The organism is Microbacterium sp. WCS2018Hpa-9, from assembly GCF_031843745.1.
In the GTDB taxonomy this organism is placed as follows: domain Bacteria; phylum Actinomycetota; class Actinomycetes; order Actinomycetales; family Microbacteriaceae; genus Microbacterium.
On sequence record NZ_JAVTIY010000008.1, the window covers coordinates 139,251 to 155,391 of the forward strand.

General features: G+C 64.2%; 16 protein-coding genes. All 16 read left to right on the forward strand.

What is annotated here, in order from left to right; all coding sequences use genetic code 11:
- Nucleotides 1-83 precede the first annotated feature (83 nt).
- The 16 genes from RQG82_RS16835 (at nt 84) to RQG82_RS16910 (ending at nt 16,137) form a co-directional block, all read left to right on the forward strand.
- Nucleotides 84-1,766, forward strand: a complete 1,683-nt coding sequence (locus RQG82_RS16835; protein WP_311245279.1) for a hypothetical protein — start codon at nt 84-86, stop codon at nt 1,764-1,766.
- A gap of 132 nt (nt 1,767-1,898) precedes the next feature.
- The gene (locus tag RQG82_RS16840; protein WP_311245278.1) at nt 1,899-3,824 is read left to right on the forward strand and encodes an AAA family ATPase; all 1,926 of its coding nucleotides are present in this window, start codon (nt 1,899-1,901) and stop codon (nt 3,822-3,824) included.
- A gap of 132 nt (nt 3,825-3,956) precedes the next feature.
- Nucleotides 3,957-6,947: an ATP-dependent helicase gene (locus RQG82_RS16845; RefSeq protein ID WP_311245277.1), complete on the forward strand. Its 2,991-nt coding sequence runs from the start codon at nt 3,957-3,959 to the stop codon at nt 6,945-6,947.
- A gap of 169 nt (nt 6,948-7,116) precedes the next feature.
- The gene (locus RQG82_RS16850; RefSeq protein WP_311245276.1) at nt 7,117-7,692 is read left to right on the forward strand and encodes a hypothetical protein; all 576 of its coding nucleotides are present in this window, start codon (nt 7,117-7,119) and stop codon (nt 7,690-7,692) included.
- Nucleotides 7,693-7,734: 42 nt separating this feature from the next.
- Nucleotides 7,735-8,313: a hypothetical protein gene (locus tag RQG82_RS16855; protein WP_311245275.1), complete on the forward strand. Its 579-nt coding sequence runs from the start codon at nt 7,735-7,737 to the stop codon at nt 8,311-8,313.
- Between the two features lie 42 nt (nt 8,314-8,355).
- A complete protein-coding gene (locus RQG82_RS16860) occupies nt 8,356-9,024 on the forward strand; it encodes a type II toxin-antitoxin system PemK/MazF family toxin (protein ID WP_311245274.1) in 669 nt (222 codons plus the stop codon).
- 50 nt (nt 9,025-9,074) lie between these two features.
- Entirely contained in the window at nt 9,075-9,707 is a 633-nt protein-coding gene (locus RQG82_RS16865) for a hypothetical protein (RefSeq protein WP_311245273.1), read from the forward strand.
- Entirely contained in the window at nt 9,704-10,486 is a 783-nt protein-coding gene (locus RQG82_RS16870; RefSeq protein WP_311245272.1) for an N-6 DNA methylase, read from the forward strand. The genes RQG82_RS16865 and RQG82_RS16870 overlap by 4 nt, the downstream gene beginning before the upstream one ends.
- 94 nt (nt 10,487-10,580) lie before the next feature.
- Nucleotides 10,581-11,669 carry an AAA family ATPase gene (locus RQG82_RS16875; RefSeq protein ID WP_311245271.1) on the forward strand — a complete coding sequence of 363 codons (1,089 nt, stop codon included), beginning with the start codon at nt 10,581-10,583 and terminating at the stop codon, nt 11,667-11,669.
- A gap of 110 nt (nt 11,670-11,779) precedes the next feature.
- A complete protein-coding gene (locus RQG82_RS16880) occupies nt 11,780-12,865 on the forward strand; it encodes a hypothetical protein (protein WP_311245270.1) in 1,086 nt (361 codons plus the stop codon).
- 64 nt (nt 12,866-12,929) lie between these two features.
- Entirely contained in the window at nt 12,930-13,790 is an 861-nt protein-coding gene (locus RQG82_RS16885) for a hypothetical protein (protein ID WP_311245269.1), read from the forward strand.
- A gap of 97 nt (nt 13,791-13,887) precedes the next feature.
- Nucleotides 13,888-14,334, forward strand: a complete 447-nt coding sequence (locus tag RQG82_RS16890) for a hypothetical protein (protein WP_311245268.1) — start codon at nt 13,888-13,890, stop codon at nt 14,332-14,334.
- Between the two features lie 16 nt (nt 14,335-14,350).
- Nucleotides 14,351-14,755 carry a hypothetical protein gene (locus RQG82_RS16895; RefSeq protein WP_311245267.1) on the forward strand — a complete coding sequence of 135 codons (405 nt, stop codon included), beginning with the start codon at nt 14,351-14,353 and terminating at the stop codon, nt 14,753-14,755.
- A 14-nt stretch (nt 14,756-14,769) separates the two neighbouring features.
- Nucleotides 14,770-15,123, forward strand: a complete 354-nt coding sequence (locus tag RQG82_RS16900; RefSeq protein WP_311245266.1) for a hypothetical protein — start codon at nt 14,770-14,772, stop codon at nt 15,121-15,123.
- Nucleotides 15,120-15,437, forward strand: a complete 318-nt coding sequence (locus RQG82_RS16905) for a hypothetical protein (RefSeq protein WP_311245265.1) — start codon at nt 15,120-15,122, stop codon at nt 15,435-15,437. Before RQG82_RS16900 ends, RQG82_RS16905 begins: the two co-directional genes overlap by 4 nt.
- Nucleotides 15,430-16,137, forward strand: a complete 708-nt coding sequence (locus RQG82_RS16910) for a hypothetical protein (RefSeq protein WP_311245264.1) — start codon at nt 15,430-15,432, stop codon at nt 16,135-16,137. The genes RQG82_RS16905 and RQG82_RS16910 overlap by 8 nt, the downstream gene beginning before the upstream one ends.
- Nucleotides 16,138-16,141: the final 4 nt, after the last annotated feature.

A 16,141-nucleotide genomic window follows, 5' to 3' on the forward strand; every position in this document is an offset into this window, starting at 1 on the left:
ACGGAGGGCCCTACCCACTCGGGTAGGGCCCTCCACCCACTCGTCGAGTACCCCGACGAGCCGATTCGAACCGAGGAGGAGACGTGACCCTCACGCTCAGCGGGCAGAAGCCCGCCACCATCAGCCCCGTGTACACGCTCCCGATCCGGGGTGCTTACGACCCGCAGGCCGCCATTCGTCGTTCCATCATCGAGCCCCTTTTCGAACCGCTCGTGCCCGGCGGATCCGTTCGCGTCACGAACCAGAAGAACTCCTCGCTCGACGAGGACGACATCGAAGGGCTGTTCTGCAGCACCGTCGGTCCCACCGCGAACGCCGCAGCAGATCAGGAGATGAAGACGCTCCTGCAGCAGGGCCTCGTCAACTACGACTCCACCAACCCCCTGCTGGTCAACGAGATGTTCGTCGTGCAAGCTGGCCACGCCAACCGCATGCCGCCGGCGTCCAAGGCCATGTACACCCCTCAGCACGACATCATCCCCTCCGCCAAGAACCTCCTCGCGGGGAACGCGAAGGATGACGGTGAGTTCTTCGCCAGCATCGCCTACACCTACCACCCGGAAGCCCTCGGCTTCTGGTTCATGAGCGCCGCGCACTTCGACGATTTCAAGGCGTGGCTCATGCTCGAGCTCGCAGTCCTCGGACCGGTGCTTCCGCCGGACACGACGCGGCTCATCGGCGACTTCGCGAAGACGTCGCTCACCGGGCTCCTCGAGGGGTACGTGCTCCGCAAGGACGACACCGACGGCAACGACGACTACTCGTTCGCCCGACTCATCGTCCACATGCTGATGAAGTACCAACAGCAGAGCACAGCCGCAGGCTCCCCTCAGGGCGTCGGCACCCTGCCGTTCGTCGTGTCCGAGCTGTTCAACCCTCGAACCATCCTCCTGGTCAACGTCGAGGCCCACGCCCGATCGACCCCTCGAAAGGTCGACAACGAGTGGCGTCTCATCAACGCGTCGATCGCCTCACCCGTCAAGGTCATCTCGAACAAGGCTCTGAGCAAGCTGACGGCCCTGCCACGTGCAGCGGCTAAAGCCCGCGCTGTCGCCGCGAACGCTCAGACCAACGCGGGGGCGAAGAACGGCCGATCGGCGAAGATCATGTTCCGGAAGCAGGCGCCCACCAAGGTGGACATCCTCAACGGTCTCCTCCGCGTGCTCAAGCGCATGAAGGAGGTCAGCCGATCGACGAACATCCTGAAGAAGTCGCGCACGAGCTACGCACGTGCGAACCGCCGCGACGCGATGGACTACAACCGGCCGGGACGGGTCACCTCGACCCACTACCTGCCCGACCTGCATGTGTACATCGACACCTCGGGATCGATCTCGGAGGCGAACTACCAGCAGGCGATCATGATGCTGATTCGCCTCGCGAAGATGATGAACGTGAACCTGTACTTCAACTCGTTCTCGCACATGATGTCGCAGGAGACCCTGCTGAAGACGAAGGACAAGTCCGTCGCGCGCATCTGGGAAGAGTTTCGCAAGGTCCACAAGGTGGGCGGTGGCACCGAGTACAAGCAGATCTGGGAGTACATCAATGCCTCGGAGAAGCGCAAGCGCCGACTCTCGCTCGTCGTCACCGACTTCGAGTGGACCGCCCCGAGCCAGCGCTTCGAGCATCCCGCGAATCTCTACTACGCGCCCTGCTCGAGCATGAACTGGTCGATGATCACCGGCAACGCGAAGGACTTCACGAACTCGATGCGACACATCGATCCGGCCATCCACCAGAAACTCATCGGCCTGGTCGTCTGACCAGGCACGACTGAGACGGCAAGACCAGCGAACGGCCTCGGCCGCGGAACGTCACCCAACGGGCGCTCCGCGGCCGAGGCCGTTCGCAGTCACACTCACGAGAGGAAATTACCCGCCATGGGTCTCCACAACATGACTTCCAACGATGACGACACGAACGGAACCGGGGCCGGATCCGGCTCAGGTGGCGGCAACGGCGGTGCGCCGACGCTGCCCTCGTTCCCGCCGATGACCACCGCCACAAGGGGCGTCACGGACATCGCCGAACTTCTCATCGACTACAACGAGCGCTTCAAGGCTGCAACGCCTGCGCTGTTCCGCGATGCTCTCATCGCTCAGACGATCTCCGTCCTGATCGGCAAGAGCAAGCCCAACCCGCTGCTCGTCGGTCCCGCCGGTGTCGGAAAGACCCGCATCGTCGAGGAGATCGCCCGGGCGATCGCAACCGGAAACCCGCTCATCCCGTCGATGCTGCGTAAGTCGACCGTCTACGAGCTCCCGCTGAGCAACCTCGTCGCCGGCGCCGGCGTCGTGGGTCAGCTCGAGGAACGACTCGCGATGCTCGTGGACTGGGCGTCTGACAAGACGAACGACGCGATCCTCTTCATCGACGAGATTCACCTGCTCCAGGACAGTCACGACCCCGTCTACAAGAAGGTGTCTCAGATCCTGAAGCCCGCTCTCGCGCGCGGTGAGATGCGCGTCATCGGCGCGACGACGATGAACGAGGCGAAGGCTTTCGATGATGACCCCGCATTCCAGCGGCGATTCTCGCGGCTCGTCGTGGACGAGCTCACCCGCGACCAGGCCACGCAGATCCTGTTCGCCGCTCGTCCTTCGTTCATCGCCCACTACGACCACAAGGTCGCGATCGACGACGACGTTCTCACGAAGCTCGCCGTTATCGCGGACGAGAACTCGCGCGCATCGTCGCATCGTCCGGACACCGCCCTCACGCTGCTCGACCGGGCGATGGCTGATGCCATCGTCACCCACAGCAACGCGATCGCCATGGCGAAGGCCCAGGGTCAGACCCAGGCTGCTCAGGCTCTTCAGCAGGTTCCGGTACTTCCGCTCAGTGAGAAGAAGATCCGATCTGTCGCCGTCCGCCTCATGACGGGCATGGCGACGAAAGAGGCCTTCAACGAGGTCGAGATGCTGGAGGGGCTCAAGCGCCTCAAGGGTCAAGACGCAATCGTCGAAGACATCATCGACGCGCTGCGCCGGGATGACCTCGGAGCATTCCCGAGGAAGCGTCCTATGGCCTGGATGTTCGCCGGGCCGTCCGGCGTCGGGAAGACGGAGTCGGTGAAGCTCATCGCTTCGCAGCTGACCAACCAGCCGCCGATCATGCTCAACATGGGCGAGTATGCCCACGAGCATGACGTTTCGCGACTGATCGGATCCGGACCCGGCTACGTCGGGAGCACTTCGGACAAGGAGCTGCCTTTCGACACCCTCGAATCGAACCCCTATCGCGTGATCCTCCTCGACGAGTTCGAGAAGGCGCACAACGTCGTTCGACGCCTGTTCCTCACTGCCCTCGATGAGGGATGGATGCGGATGGCCGGAGGCAAGATCGTGGACTTCTCGAAGACCATCATCATCGCCACCACGAACGCCGGCCGAGACGCCATCGGTCGCAAGGGCATCGGGTTCACCTCACCGACAGCTCAGGGGCCGCTGAGCCGCCAAGAGCTGACGCGAGCGCTTCAGGATGCGGGCTTCGAGCCGGAACTCCTCGGCCGATTCTCCAAGCTCGTGCCTTTCCAGCCGTTGAGCCGGGACACGTACCAGGAGATCCTCGTCGCAAGCTACGCGCGAGAGCGTGCTCGCATCGAGGAGTCCGATCCCGTCACCGCCAGCTACATCCCTGAGCCGATCGATCCCGATCTGCTGGCGAAGACCGTCGAGGCCACGTTCCTGCCCGACCAGGGCGCACGACCTGCAGAACAGGCCGCGCGGCAGCTGATCGAAGACGCCGTCATCGCCGTGCGCTTCGCTCCGGCGGCAACACCCGGTGGCACCGGGTCGGGGGCTATTTCCGACGAGGAATAGTCGCTCGATGTGGGGCGGAAGGGGCGACCCCTCTTCCGCCCCGCTCTCTTCGCGATCGCCTCGCGACAACGCACGTTCCCCACGAAAAACCACCCCGCCTTCGGGCGTAAATCACCAGAGAGAAGTCAGACGATGCCTATCCTGCTCGATGATCTCACCACCACGACCGTCCGCAAGGTCAAGGCCCTCGATCCGAAGTACTTCAGCGCCGAGCTGACGGGTTCCGGAAAGGCCGTCGGCCTGCTCAACTCCTCCGTCCACCCGGGACGGTACCCCGCCGGCCACAGCGCGTCGACGATGTCGGCGAAGGCCGTGCTCACCAAGGGCAAGAGCTACGGCTCCAAGAACACCACGTTCACCATCCCGCTCGGCATCCTGGCCCCGTACTCCGTCGAGCACAACGCCAACCGCGGTCTCACCTACCCGGTGCCGTTCGACACCGACCGGTTCGAGGTCACGGAGAACGCAACGAAGTACGACTTCGACGTCTTCTTCGACATCACCCCTCAGGGCATCGTCCTCCACAAGGACGAGAGCGGCGACAAGGTCATTCGTGACCTGCGGATCCTGTACCGCATGGAGCTGTACACGCTGGCCAAGGGCTCCACGAGCGAGCGCGTGAAGCTCGTGTCTCGTGCGACCCGTCCGACTGCGGGACCCTTCGGCGCCGCGGACGAGTTCGCGATGATGCAGTACAGCTACGCGCCGCTCGACGATGTCGAGGAGTTCATCAAGAACGCCACGCACCTCATCTCCGCCAACCCCGGGAACGGTGTGTACGTCGACATGGCAGAGCTCGGCACCTGGATGGCGACCTACGACGTCCACGAGCGCATCTGCCGGCTCGCCGAGACGTGGTCGGGAGACGGTGTCGCCGACATCCTGTCGACGCACATCACCGAGCTCTACGCCAAGGGTCGGCCCGACCAGGCGGCGCTTCACCACCTCAGCCTGCAGCTGCGCTACCTCGAGTCGTACAACGTCTCGCTGAGCGCATACCGTGCGATCCACGCCACCATCAACGGCGTGTGCCCGCCGAACGATGCTCGCGATCTCAGCAAGCAGAACCTCAACCTGCTGATGTCGCACACGCTCGAAGAACTGCGATCGCTGAAGGGCCAGCTGGCTACCCCGTCAGGGACGCCGGCAACGCCGTTCGTGCTCCCCGCGCATTTCTCCGTCCAGCAGCGGGCAGCGATCTCCACCCCGGAGCCGCTGACCCTGGTGCAGGCCGGTGCGGGCACCGGGAAGTCCACGGTCATCCTCGGTCGCATCGAGCACCTGGTCGCTCACGGCGTGGACCCCTCGAAGATCACCGTGCTGTCGTTCACGAATGCGGCAGCCGATAACATCGTCGAGCGCAACCCCGGTGTGCACGCGATGACCATCGCGAAGATGATCCACGAGATCTACGCGCTGAACCACCCGGAGCACGAGCTGTCGTCGATCGACACGATCCTCAACAGCCTCGACATCTTCTTCCCGAACGACGACGTGGCGCGGGGCTTCCGCGGCATCATGCTGGACGTGAAGAAGCTGAAGCCGGGGTCGACGACCATCCTGAATGCGTTCATCGAAGCCCACCAGGCTGCGGTGATCGCCATGCTCGACCGCATGCGCCAGACCTGCCTGGAGCTGGAGATCGTGCTGGCCTACCAGCAGATCGACACCATGCTCGAGCCGCAGGGTGTGCAGTCGGAGTACCTCATCATCGATGAGGTGCAGGACAACTCGATCTTCGAGTTCATCTACCTGCTCAAGTACGTCGCGAAGCACCGCGAGAACCTCTTCATCGTCGGCGACGCGTCGCAGACCCTGTACGAGTTCCGTGCCTCGAACCCGAAGGCGCTCAACGCGCTCGAGGAGTCGGGGGTCTTCTCGACGTTCCAGCTGACGACGAACTACCGGAGCAACCAGGAGATCCTGGACTTCGCGAACGTCCACCTGGCGGACATCGAGGCCAACGCGGCAGCCGGACTGCAGCTGCAGGCCAACTCGCTGGTCGTGCCGACGGCCGACTCCTTCCGGGAGAAGGTCACGCTCGACTACCAGCAGCTGAAGTACATCTCGAAGTTCCGAGAGGAGTTCCTTCCGGGCTTCATCGCCCGCAACACTCGCTCCTACATCGAGCAGTGCCTCGCGCGCGGCGAGCAGGTCGCATTCCTCGGCTACAAGCGCGGGGACATCCTGGTCATCGAGAAGGAGCTGCAGAGCATGTTCCCGAACGAGCACGTCGCGAACCTCATGAGTGACAAGACCTACAGCACCACGGTGTTCTCCCAGTACATCAAGATGTTCTGGAACGACGTGATGCAGGTCGACCCGGCCGATGCCGCGTTCGTCATCTACAAGGGGATCAACGATAACCTCGCGACGCTGTCCAAGCAGCACGAGGCGGCCGCCCCGCACGTGAAGCGGATGACCTCGGATTGGTGGTCGAAGAACGGCACCACCATCAACGGGTGGCTCGGGCTGTTCCAGATGGGGCAGATGACGTCGGACCAGTTCTACGATCACCTCCAGGACAACGTCCTGAAGTTCGAGATCGCCCAGAACGGCATGAAGCAGACCCTCACCAACAGCAAGAACCGTGAGCGCAAGGAAGCCAACATCCAGGCGAATGCGAAGCTGGTGGTGAGCACCGTTCACGGTGCGAAGGGTCTCGAGTTCGACAACGTCGTGGTCATCCACCAGTTCGACTCCGCGATGGACGAGGACGAGAAGCGTCTGTACTACGTCGCCTTCACCCGCGCGATGAAGACGATGTACGTGCTCTCGTACGGCAACGTGCCCAAGCCCCGCATCGAGTCGGACTACGACATGCTCGTAGCCGCCCTGGAGAAGCGTGACCAGCTCATGGTTCTCCAGGCTCAGGGCATCAACACCGACTCGCTGTCGGACGATGATGTCGCTCTCGCCCTCGCCACCCTCGCCGCCTCGGCGGTGGATCAGGATGGCTCGGGAGACCCGATCGACGTCGCGCTCGACGTCGCCACCGCCCAGGCGGAATTCACCGAAGAGCTCGCACGTCTGGACTCCTCGGAGGCCGACGCCGTGCTCGCCGGTGCGATCGGGGGCACCGACAGTGCCGATGAGCCGGCACTCACCGCGGCCGCGGCCTAGCCGCAGCCCAACACAAGAGAGAGGGGTGATCCGCAAGGGTCGTCCCTCTCTCTTGTTCCCGCGACCGCTGGGTCGCCCCTTTCACTTCACAGGAGCGCCTGGCTCCGCGCGACCACAGTCGTCGCGCACCGGTGCATCTGCCTCGATACACACCGACAAAGGAGCCGCCGTGCCCAAGTACCAGATCGTGTCCCAGTCGATCCTCTCCCCCGCCGGCGACCATCGGTGGGTCCGATCGGTGGACGACAACGGCGCGAAAGCGACGATCGTCGATGCCCCGTCCCTCCTCGAGGCGGCGAAAGCATTCGAGCGGGAGCACGCCAACACAGCCGTCCCGCCCAGGCTCGTGAGCATCGAAGAACTCGTGTCGACCAACGTCGAGACCCTCAGCGACGAAGCGCTGACCTTCGCTCTCCGGAACAACGACACCCCCTTCGACTTCGACGACTACGAGGGTCAGAAGATCTTCAGCGGCGGCGACTTCGACAGCATCGTCGAGGACATCGCCGATGCGCTGCACAACTGCGGACTGGTCCCGGGGCTGACCGTCTCCATCCAACGCGATGACAACCTCGCATTCGAGTGGTGCATGCTCGAAATCCACGACCGCGCGACCGGGACTTACCGTGCCGCAGGATGCGGCCCTGAGTCTCTCATCGACGACGAATCTCTCACCGGCCTCGCCGGGCTTCTCTCCGTCGCACGCGCCCTCATCGAGATCGTGCAGACCGAGAACCTCCTCTGACCTCACCGCTGCGCTCGCGCAGATTCATACGAAGGACGCACCATGAGCTCCCCCACTTCGAACCCTGGCGCACGCGCCCAGAAGACCGTCCACTCGGCCGTTGTCATCGACGAAACCGTCGTCGTTCTCGACGAGACCTTCGAAACCCCCGCCGCACGGCGCAGCGCGATCGTCGATCTCCTGCTCGCGAACCACGATGAGGTCACGCCGGAGGACGTCGTCGAGATCCTTGCGCCGTATGGCGGCGCGGATGCAGACAGTGCACTCGTCGAGGTGGTGAACGAATACGTCCAGGTGGGCGTCGACATCACGGTGCACCTCGGTACGCGGCAGCTGGACGCCGGACCCGCATCCCTCTTCACGGTCCTCACGGACTACGGCGACGGCACCACGACCATCACGCACCACCCGAGCCACGACGGCCTCCTTCAGGAGCTCCGGACGCGTGCCGCTGAGATCACCGGACCCGACTCTGAAGACCAGTTCGCTGCTGCTGACGAGAAGACCTGCATCGCAGCCATCGGCCGGAACCTCGTCCAGACCGGTGGGCGTCTCTACGTCATGAGCGCGAATCGTCAGGACGAGGGCGAGACCTACACCGGTCACGACGTCACGAGCTGACAACCCGCACCACCCCACAACGCACCCAGGAGGTGATCCCGCATGGCTACGGAGAACCCGACTCCCTCGCCGGCGAACATGCCCCGCCGCTCCCCCGTCGCGACGCCGGAGAGCCGATTCCGTCGCGGTGAGATCTGGATGGTCGTTGCCGACCCCCAGACTCCAACCGTCGGCAACGAGCTCTGGAGCAACCGTCCGGCGATCGTCGTATCGAACAACGTCCTCAACTCCAATTCCGGAGTAGCTCAGATCGTCTACGTGACCACCGCTTCACGGAAGCGCTCTGGCCCCACACACGTCGAGATCCCAGCGCCCGATGGCAACGGCGGAACCGCCTTCGCTCTCTGCGAGCAGATCCACACGGTCGACGCCTCCCGCCTCCAGCGGAAGATGACCATCCTCGAGCCCGAGTACTTCCGCGAGCTCGACGCCGCGATCGCGCTGTCGCTGAGTCTTCGTCGCAATCCCGACACCTACAGCCTCTTCAACAAGTGGGAAGAGCAGGTGAAGGTCCACGGCATCGACATCGCCGCAGAGATCAGCGCCCTGGCTGGCCACACCGCCGATCAGCGGGTCGAGGCACTCAGCAGGGCGCTCACCCTCGTCGCCGCTGAGCGCGACGCGTTCCAGGCCCTCTATGAGGCGGGACGCCATCGCGGCGCCGCTCTCGACGAGGTCTCAGCTGCACTCGAGGCTCACACGAGCCACTGACCGCCTCCGCCACCGCGGTCGCGACATCACGCGACTCGAAAGGACGGCAGATGGACGGTCACCGCAGAACCCTGTCGTTCCTCGTCGATGCGACCGGCACCTCCCGCAGGCTGCGCGCCCTCGTCGCGATCGGATACGGCCAACCCGGACTCGCTCAGCGACTCGGGATCTCGGTTCAGTCGCTCTCCCTGATTCTCCTCGGACATCAGAAGTCCGTCGACGCACGACTGCGATCAGCCGTCGCCGATCTGTTCGTGGACACCTGGTCGCATCCGATCGACGGTCCATCAGGTGAGCGATCGCGCACCATCGCACGAGCGCACGGATGGTTCGGCCCACTCGCGTGGGACGACATCGACGACCCCGCCTCGATGCCAAACGTCGACGGAGGGCATCAGGAGATCGATGCCGAGGACGAGGAAGACCCAGACGCCGAGAAGCGCGAGCCAGAGCTCCACCTCGATGAGATCGCCGTGGAGCGAGCTCTGCGGGGTGAACGCGTCAGGCTCACGCAGCACGAGCGCATGGCTGTCGTCACGGAGCTCCACTCGCGCCACTGGAACGACCACCGCATCGCCAGGGCGCTGCACATCGACCCCCGATCGGTACTCCGCATCCGGAAGCACCAGCTCAAGCTGCCGGCTTGGCCGATGAAAGACCAAGAACAGGACGAATACGCATGAACACCGACTCGATGAAGACGATGAAGAAGCTGCTCGAGGCGAACACCGCCTCTGGTCAGCGCCGCCTCGTCGACGTGTTCCGCGATTTCTGCGAACTGTCAGCGCTCTCCCTCCGCAACGGCGCCGACCTTCACGGTCGACACACCGGAGGCGGCTGGGACACGCGAGAAGCACGATACCTCGAGATCGCCGGCGGATACTCGCAGGAGGAAAACGAGAGATTCGCCGAGCTTCTCGCACACGTCGTGGTGACCCTCGAGGAGGGACTCGACGACGTCCTCGGCAACCTCTACATGAGCCTCGAGCTTGGCAACGGAGGCCTCGGCCAATTCTTTACGCCGTTCAGTATTAGTACCGTCATGGCCAAGATGACCGTCGCGGACATCGCCAAGGCGCAGAATCGCCCCGAGATCATCACCATCCAGGAGCCGGCCTGCGGGAGCGGAGGGATGGTGCTCGCCGTTGCCAACGAGCTGCGCGAGATCGGCGTGAACTACCAGCAGGAGATCCACGTCACGGCGACCGATGTCGACATCGTCGCGGTCCACATGACCTACATCCACTGCGCGCTGGCGTTCATCCCCGCCCACATCGTGCACGGCAACACCCTCACGACCGAGGTCTTCAGCGTCTGGCCGACTCCTGCTCACATCATCGGCGGCTTCGACTGGAAGCTGCGCCGGCTCGACCGCGAGTGTGCCGCCTCGGATGTCGGGGGCGACGGCGAGAATACCGCCACACCCGCTGTGCACCCCGAAGGGGCCACCACGACCGTCTAGACGATGGTCGACACCACTATCGACCATCGTCTTTTCGTGTTCGCCTTACGGCTAGGCGAGATCCGACGATAGACCATATGGAGATCGGAGAATCGTGACAAGCACTTACATCGAGACCGGCGGACAGGTCCGCGTCTACGACAACGCCGTCAGGGCGCATGAGAGTTTCCCTCTCGGCACGTACCGCGTGCAGTTCAGCTCGAAGGAAGGGTTCAGCCTGATCCAGGTTGAGGACCTCTCCGTGGGCGACGAGCGCGTCTACGGAGGCCGGGACAAGAAGGTCGACAAGATCTTCCGTTCCTACGGGCTTTCGGACCGCAGCCTGGGCGTGATGCTCTCCGGTGACAAGGGGATCGGCAAGTCTCTGTTCCTGCGCATGGTCGCTCAGAAGGCGCGCGACAACAACCTGCCCGTCGTGATCGTGACGGAGGACAACGACGGCATCGTCGACTTCCTCGACAGCCTCGATGAGTGCCTGATCGTCTTCGACGAGTTCGAGAAGACCTTCCCTGCGGGTCGACGTGGGCTGAGCGATGGAATCAACCGTCAGAACCAGTTCCTGTCGCTCTTCGACGGCCTCTCGTCCGTGAAGCGCATCTACTGCCTGACGGTCAACGACGTCGCCGATGTCAGCACGTACATCGTCAACCGTCCGGGTCGCTTCCATTACCACATGCGTTTCGACTACCCCGGTCCCGATGAGGTCCGTCAGTACCTCGCCGACCAGGCGCCGGACGCTCACCCGGACGAGGTCGAGAACGTCGCCCTGTTCTCGCGCCGCGCGCGCCTGAACTACGACCACCTTCGCGCCATCGCGTTCGAGCTGCAGCAGCCCGATGCGCTGTTCGCCGAGATCGTCGAGGACCTCAACATCAAGTCCGTCGACCCGAGCACCTACAAGGTCGAAGCGCGCTTCCCTGATGGCAAGATCTGGGCGGACGAGATCGAGATCAACCTCTTCGAGCGCGGCGACGTGGGTCACACGTACGAGCTGAAGAACTCCAACCGGTCGATCTTCGTCTCCTTCCGTGCCACGGACCTCGTGTTCGAGAAGGACGGTGGCATCCACGCCCCGATCGAGAAGATCCACCTGCTCGACGACTACGACGACGAGCCGGAGGTCTACCCGATGAGCCTCAGCCTGACCCTCGTCGGCCAGGCCACCTACGGGTTCGGACTCTGAGCCCAGGCGCACGCCAACCCCTCGGCCCCGCCCCCGTCTGCGATCGATCATCGATCCGGGCGGGGGCGGCGTCGTTCACCCTGCACTTCCCGCAAGAAAGCGAAAATCCTATGACCACGGAGACCTCTGCGCGTCCCGAGAACCCCTACGCGAGGGCCTACGCGAACTTCCTCGAGCAGACCGCCGGGCACCAGCTCACCGTCATCGTCGACGACGGACTGAATCGCCGGCTCCGAGTCGGCGCTCCCGACAGCAACATGTGGAGCTGGTCCGTCCACACCTGGGACATGCACTGGGCGATGGTGGGTGACGTCGCCAACGGCTACACGTTCCGCCGAGACACCGACATGATGGCGTTCTTCGATAACGGCTCCCGTTCGCGACGCTACAAGGCTGATGGCGCCCCGAGCGTTGACTTCAGATATTGGGCCGAAAAGCTCGCAGGGCGCACCGACGTCAGGGTGTACTCGGCCGAGAAGTTCCTCCGTCTCGTCACTGAGCACCTCGAGGAGGATGAAGACCTCGGTCTCGAGGCCCAGCGCATCCACGCCGCGATCGAGTCGGTCACCAAGCGCGTCTGCGCGCGCAATGGAGTCGACTACGACGCGTACGTCGCGAAGCTCCGTGCCGGCGAGAAGGGTGAAGCCCTCTTCGACGGCATCGAACTCGACGAGGATGACGACGACGAGATGGAGTACTTCGGCCAGGAGTTGCCCGAGCAGTCACCGGAGCTGCGCCGCACCATGCTGATCGAAGACGCGCGGTTCTACTCCGAGACAGAAGCGTCGGCCCACGAGTGGGTCCAGGAGCACGAAGACACCTTCGGTTCTGACGCCCACTGGGAGTGGAGCTTCCGTGACTTCGACGTCCACTTCCTGTTCGCATGCTGGGCTATCGAGCTGACCGTTCGGCTCTGGCGTGAGTACGAGAAGACGCCCGAAGCGATCGCCCACCGGGCGGCCGTCGCGGACACGATCAAGATCAGCGACGACGCCCTCAAGGCCGTCCTCGAGATCGCCAGCCGCGGTCTCCTGAAGGAGATCGGAGCGATCGACGCCCGACACCACTACTTCCCGCACGAGCTGGAAGAGATGAATGCACGCTTCGAGAACGCTCAGCTCGGTATCGACGCTCTCCGCGCGGTGCAGCACGCACGCGCCACCTCGAAGGCTGCAGAGACCGCGCACGCCGCGTGAGTCATCGAGGGGTGGCCGACCGGTCACCCCTCAGACACCGCCTCACACCGCCCAAGGAGGGCCAATGCCTGCCATCGCAGTAGACCCCGACACCGGCGCCCTGAGAGGCACACCGCCGGACCGTAGAGCGTTCACCTACCCGCTCGTGCCGTTGGCAACGCTGAGTGAGGACGCCCGCATCCTCTACCGCCGTGCCGGTCAGAGGCTCGACCGGGACCTCTTCGCGAAGGACTGGCGGTACAAGTACGTCAGCCACGAGGAGAAGAAGTCGTTCCAGCCCACGCCTCGCATGCTCGATGCAATCGCCGAGTTGGAACGTGCCGGCTACGCCACCTACGACACCACGTACGGGAACCTGTTCCTCACTCGCACGGCGCCCGAGTACTCCTACGCTCTCGGGCGCGGTGGGAACCTCATCACCGTGGAGGCTTTCGACAGCCACCCGATGATCGACAACCGTCTCCTCGCTGTGCTCATCGGCGGCGACCTCGAAACACTCGATTCATCCAGCGGAGCGATGACCAACGTTCGGCTGCGCACCCGCCATGACAGCGCGGTGGACTTCGAACACGACTCGAGCGACACCGCGTACCTCACCGTCGCGAACCCCTCGCTTCCGGTGTTCCGCGGACTCGGTCACTTCAGCTTCGTCGGGGTGCTCACGGAATCGAGGATGTACCCCCTCGGCACGAACCCCGATGAGCAATCGGATGGCGACACAGAGAACAGGGCGCCGGCTCTGTGCGCGAGGTGCAATCAGGTTCACCCGTTCCTCCCCGGCTCGCCGCCGGCCGACGAAACACCCGCGCAACCGCGACTGGTAACCGTCCAGGTGCGGCCCTTCAGGGCCGAACTCGTGCACGACCCCTCGCGGCCAGCCCCCACCCATCGGGATGCCCCGGCTGAGGGCGAAGGGGCACCCTAGGCGGCCCGACTCGCACATGCACCGCCACGGGCGGCGATCACCCATTCGGGCCGGTCGCCGCCCGTTCCCGTCCCCACGCCTTCAGAGAGGTTGACCCATGTCCACATCCGCGAACACGTCCATCTCGCTGGAGGACGCCGCACAGATCACCGCGATCGACGGCAGCCCCCGATACGGGAGCATCTTCACGTTGCGCCGGATGGCGCAGCTCGGAAAGCTCCCGACGCAGCACGACGCGACCTCCGACACGACACTCGCGACGGTCACCGATCTCGAGCAGTTCCGCGAGAAGGAACTCCGACGGGGTGATGATGCGATCAGCGCGGTCGCCGAGATCGAACGTCAGGCGCACGCGCCCTCCGACGCCGTTCTGGCGTGGATGGCATCTCACGGCGATGCCCGTCACGGAGATGCGATCGCGAAGCGCCGCCTGAAGAAGCGCGAGAAGCTGCCCACGTCCGCGAAACTCCGCAAGCTCACCCCGAGCCAGTTCGCGAAGGCGTGGCGAGAAGGCGGCCACGGCCCCGCACCGACATTCGACTGACCACGAGAGGGTCCTCATGGCCGACACCGACCGCACACGGATCTTCACGCGCAACGAGTACGTCCGTGAGGGTGCGATCACCCACCACGACTACTTCGCCCAGTTCGTCACCGAGGACACCATCCGACACGTCCTCCTCTGGTTCACCCCGGAGATTCTCGCCGACGCTCTCGCCGCCGATGAGCATCTGAACTCCATCCCGCTCGCGCGCTGGGACGCCATGACGATCAACGAGCTCGACAGCCGCCATCCCGGCTCGGTCCACCGTCGTGGCCGATTCTCTGCGCGTATCCCGTTCGATCGTGTCGCCGTCGCCTCCGCCAGGGACTACATCACGCGCGCGGGACTCACCTGCATCGCGAAATGCGCCGCCAGGATCATCATCGACCGGCACGCGACGCTCGTGCCGCAGGCCGCCTGAAAGGGGTATCCGTCATGCTCACCCGCCTCCCCAACCACCCCGCCACGACCGGCGCCGGCCGCATCGGCGGCTACATCCCTCAGGGGTGCGCACCGTTCGCCATCCCCGACCACGAATGCAACCGCGATGGCGTCTGCGTACTCCACAACGGGGATCCCGTTCGCGTCGAGTCCGCATGGCTGCGCCCCTCGGACGGCTTCGTCTTCCTCTACGTCACGTCCGTCGTCACGAACATCGCGACCCACATCCCTGCATACGACTACCTCGCTATCGACCGGATCATCGTCGGAGCGCCTGGTGAGCCTGCTGCGTGGGACCCGATCAGGCGCAATCGGAACGCGGACGTCGATTCGGAGGTGGCGGCATGACGGCCCCGTTCGAGATCGATCTCGACTGGCTTGAGATGGCGGCCCAGGAGGCCACACCCGGACCGTGGGAGCTTGACCACAACCTGCCGTTCTCGACAGAGATCCAAGGGCTGTTCCAGCCCGAGCTCAAGCGGTACGTCGTCGGCCACACGTTCGACGGGCTCACCCTCACTCCGCAGGACGGCGTGTACCTGCAGCTGCTGGACCCGACGACAGTGCTCCAGATCATCGCTCACATTCGCGACCTGGAAACCCAGGTCGCCGCCCTCACCGCGGCCGCGGCCGCAGGACCGAAAGTAGACGCCGATGCCTGAACACACAGACCTGGTGAACTCACTCATCGCGGACGATCTGTCGAGTGCGGCAGACGACGTGCGCTCTGCGCTCACGCGGTATCTGGAGATCGCCGAGATGGCCGCAGAGCTCGACCCCACGCCGATCTCCTACCAGCAGTCGACGGTGCTATACGACACGGTGCAGTACACGCTTGAGAACGTCAATGCCCTGTCGCGCTTCCGAGGTGATCACGTGCTCGTAGAAGCGCGCAACGCGGAGCATCCGTACCTCGAGATGATGATGCTCGCAGCGTCGCCACACTGGGAAGACCGCATCCGAGCCAAGGCGCTCCACCTCGATCTGGATCGAGAGATCACTCTGCCTGACGACTTTCCGTGCATCTACGAACCGGCAGACTCCCCCAGGCGTAGAAGCGCTCACCACGCCAAGCCGTTCGTCTGGGTCGCGTCCGCGGACGAGGCGCTCCTGCACCAGGTGCTTCCTCACTACCGGGAGCTGTGGGATTCCCATCAGGCCCAGTGGCCTCACTCGCCCAACCGCGAGTTCGTGGTCGGCCGGCTCAGCGGGATCGAGCCGTACGCCGTCTTCCGCCCCGGTGCCACGATCGCCGATGTCATCGGAAAGACGTTGCTGACCCATCCCGACATGTACGAACGAGCGCCGAAGCATCTCCAGGAGATGAGCTTCCGCCACCGCGCCAAGAACACGAAGAACTGAGAGG

Excerpts from the sequence above, each read along its gene's own strand:
- RQG82_RS16840 (WP_311245278.1), top strand. The coding sequence starts at position 1,899 with ATGACTTCCAACGATGACGACACGAACGGAACCGGGGCCGGATCCGGC.
- RQG82_RS16845 (WP_311245277.1), top strand. The coding sequence starts at position 3,957 with ATGCCTATCCTGCTCGATGATCTCACCACCACGACCGTCCGCAAGGTC.
- RQG82_RS16855 (WP_311245275.1), top strand. The coding sequence starts at position 7,735 with ATGAGCTCCCCCACTTCGAACCCTGGCGCACGCGCCCAGAAGACCGTC.
- RQG82_RS16860 (WP_311245274.1), top strand. The coding sequence starts at position 8,356 with ATGGCTACGGAGAACCCGACTCCCTCGCCGGCGAACATGCCCCGCCGC.
- RQG82_RS16865 (WP_311245273.1), top strand. The coding sequence starts at position 9,075 with ATGGACGGTCACCGCAGAACCCTGTCGTTCCTCGTCGATGCGACCGGC.
- RQG82_RS16870 (WP_311245272.1), top strand. The coding sequence starts at position 9,704 with ATGAACACCGACTCGATGAAGACGATGAAGAAGCTGCTCGAGGCGAAC.
- RQG82_RS16880 (WP_311245270.1), top strand. The coding sequence starts at position 11,780 with ATGACCACGGAGACCTCTGCGCGTCCCGAGAACCCCTACGCGAGGGCC.
- RQG82_RS16885 (WP_311245269.1), top strand. The coding sequence starts at position 12,930 with ATGCCTGCCATCGCAGTAGACCCCGACACCGGCGCCCTGAGAGGCACA.
- RQG82_RS16890 (WP_311245268.1), top strand. The coding sequence starts at position 13,888 with ATGTCCACATCCGCGAACACGTCCATCTCGCTGGAGGACGCCGCACAG.
- RQG82_RS16895 (WP_311245267.1), top strand. The coding sequence starts at position 14,351 with ATGGCCGACACCGACCGCACACGGATCTTCACGCGCAACGAGTACGTC.
- RQG82_RS16900 (WP_311245266.1), top strand. The coding sequence starts at position 14,770 with ATGCTCACCCGCCTCCCCAACCACCCCGCCACGACCGGCGCCGGCCGC.
- RQG82_RS16905 (WP_311245265.1), top strand. The coding sequence starts at position 15,120 with ATGACGGCCCCGTTCGAGATCGATCTCGACTGGCTTGAGATGGCGGCC.
- RQG82_RS16910 (WP_311245264.1), top strand. The coding sequence starts at position 15,430 with ATGCCTGAACACACAGACCTGGTGAACTCACTCATCGCGGACGATCTG.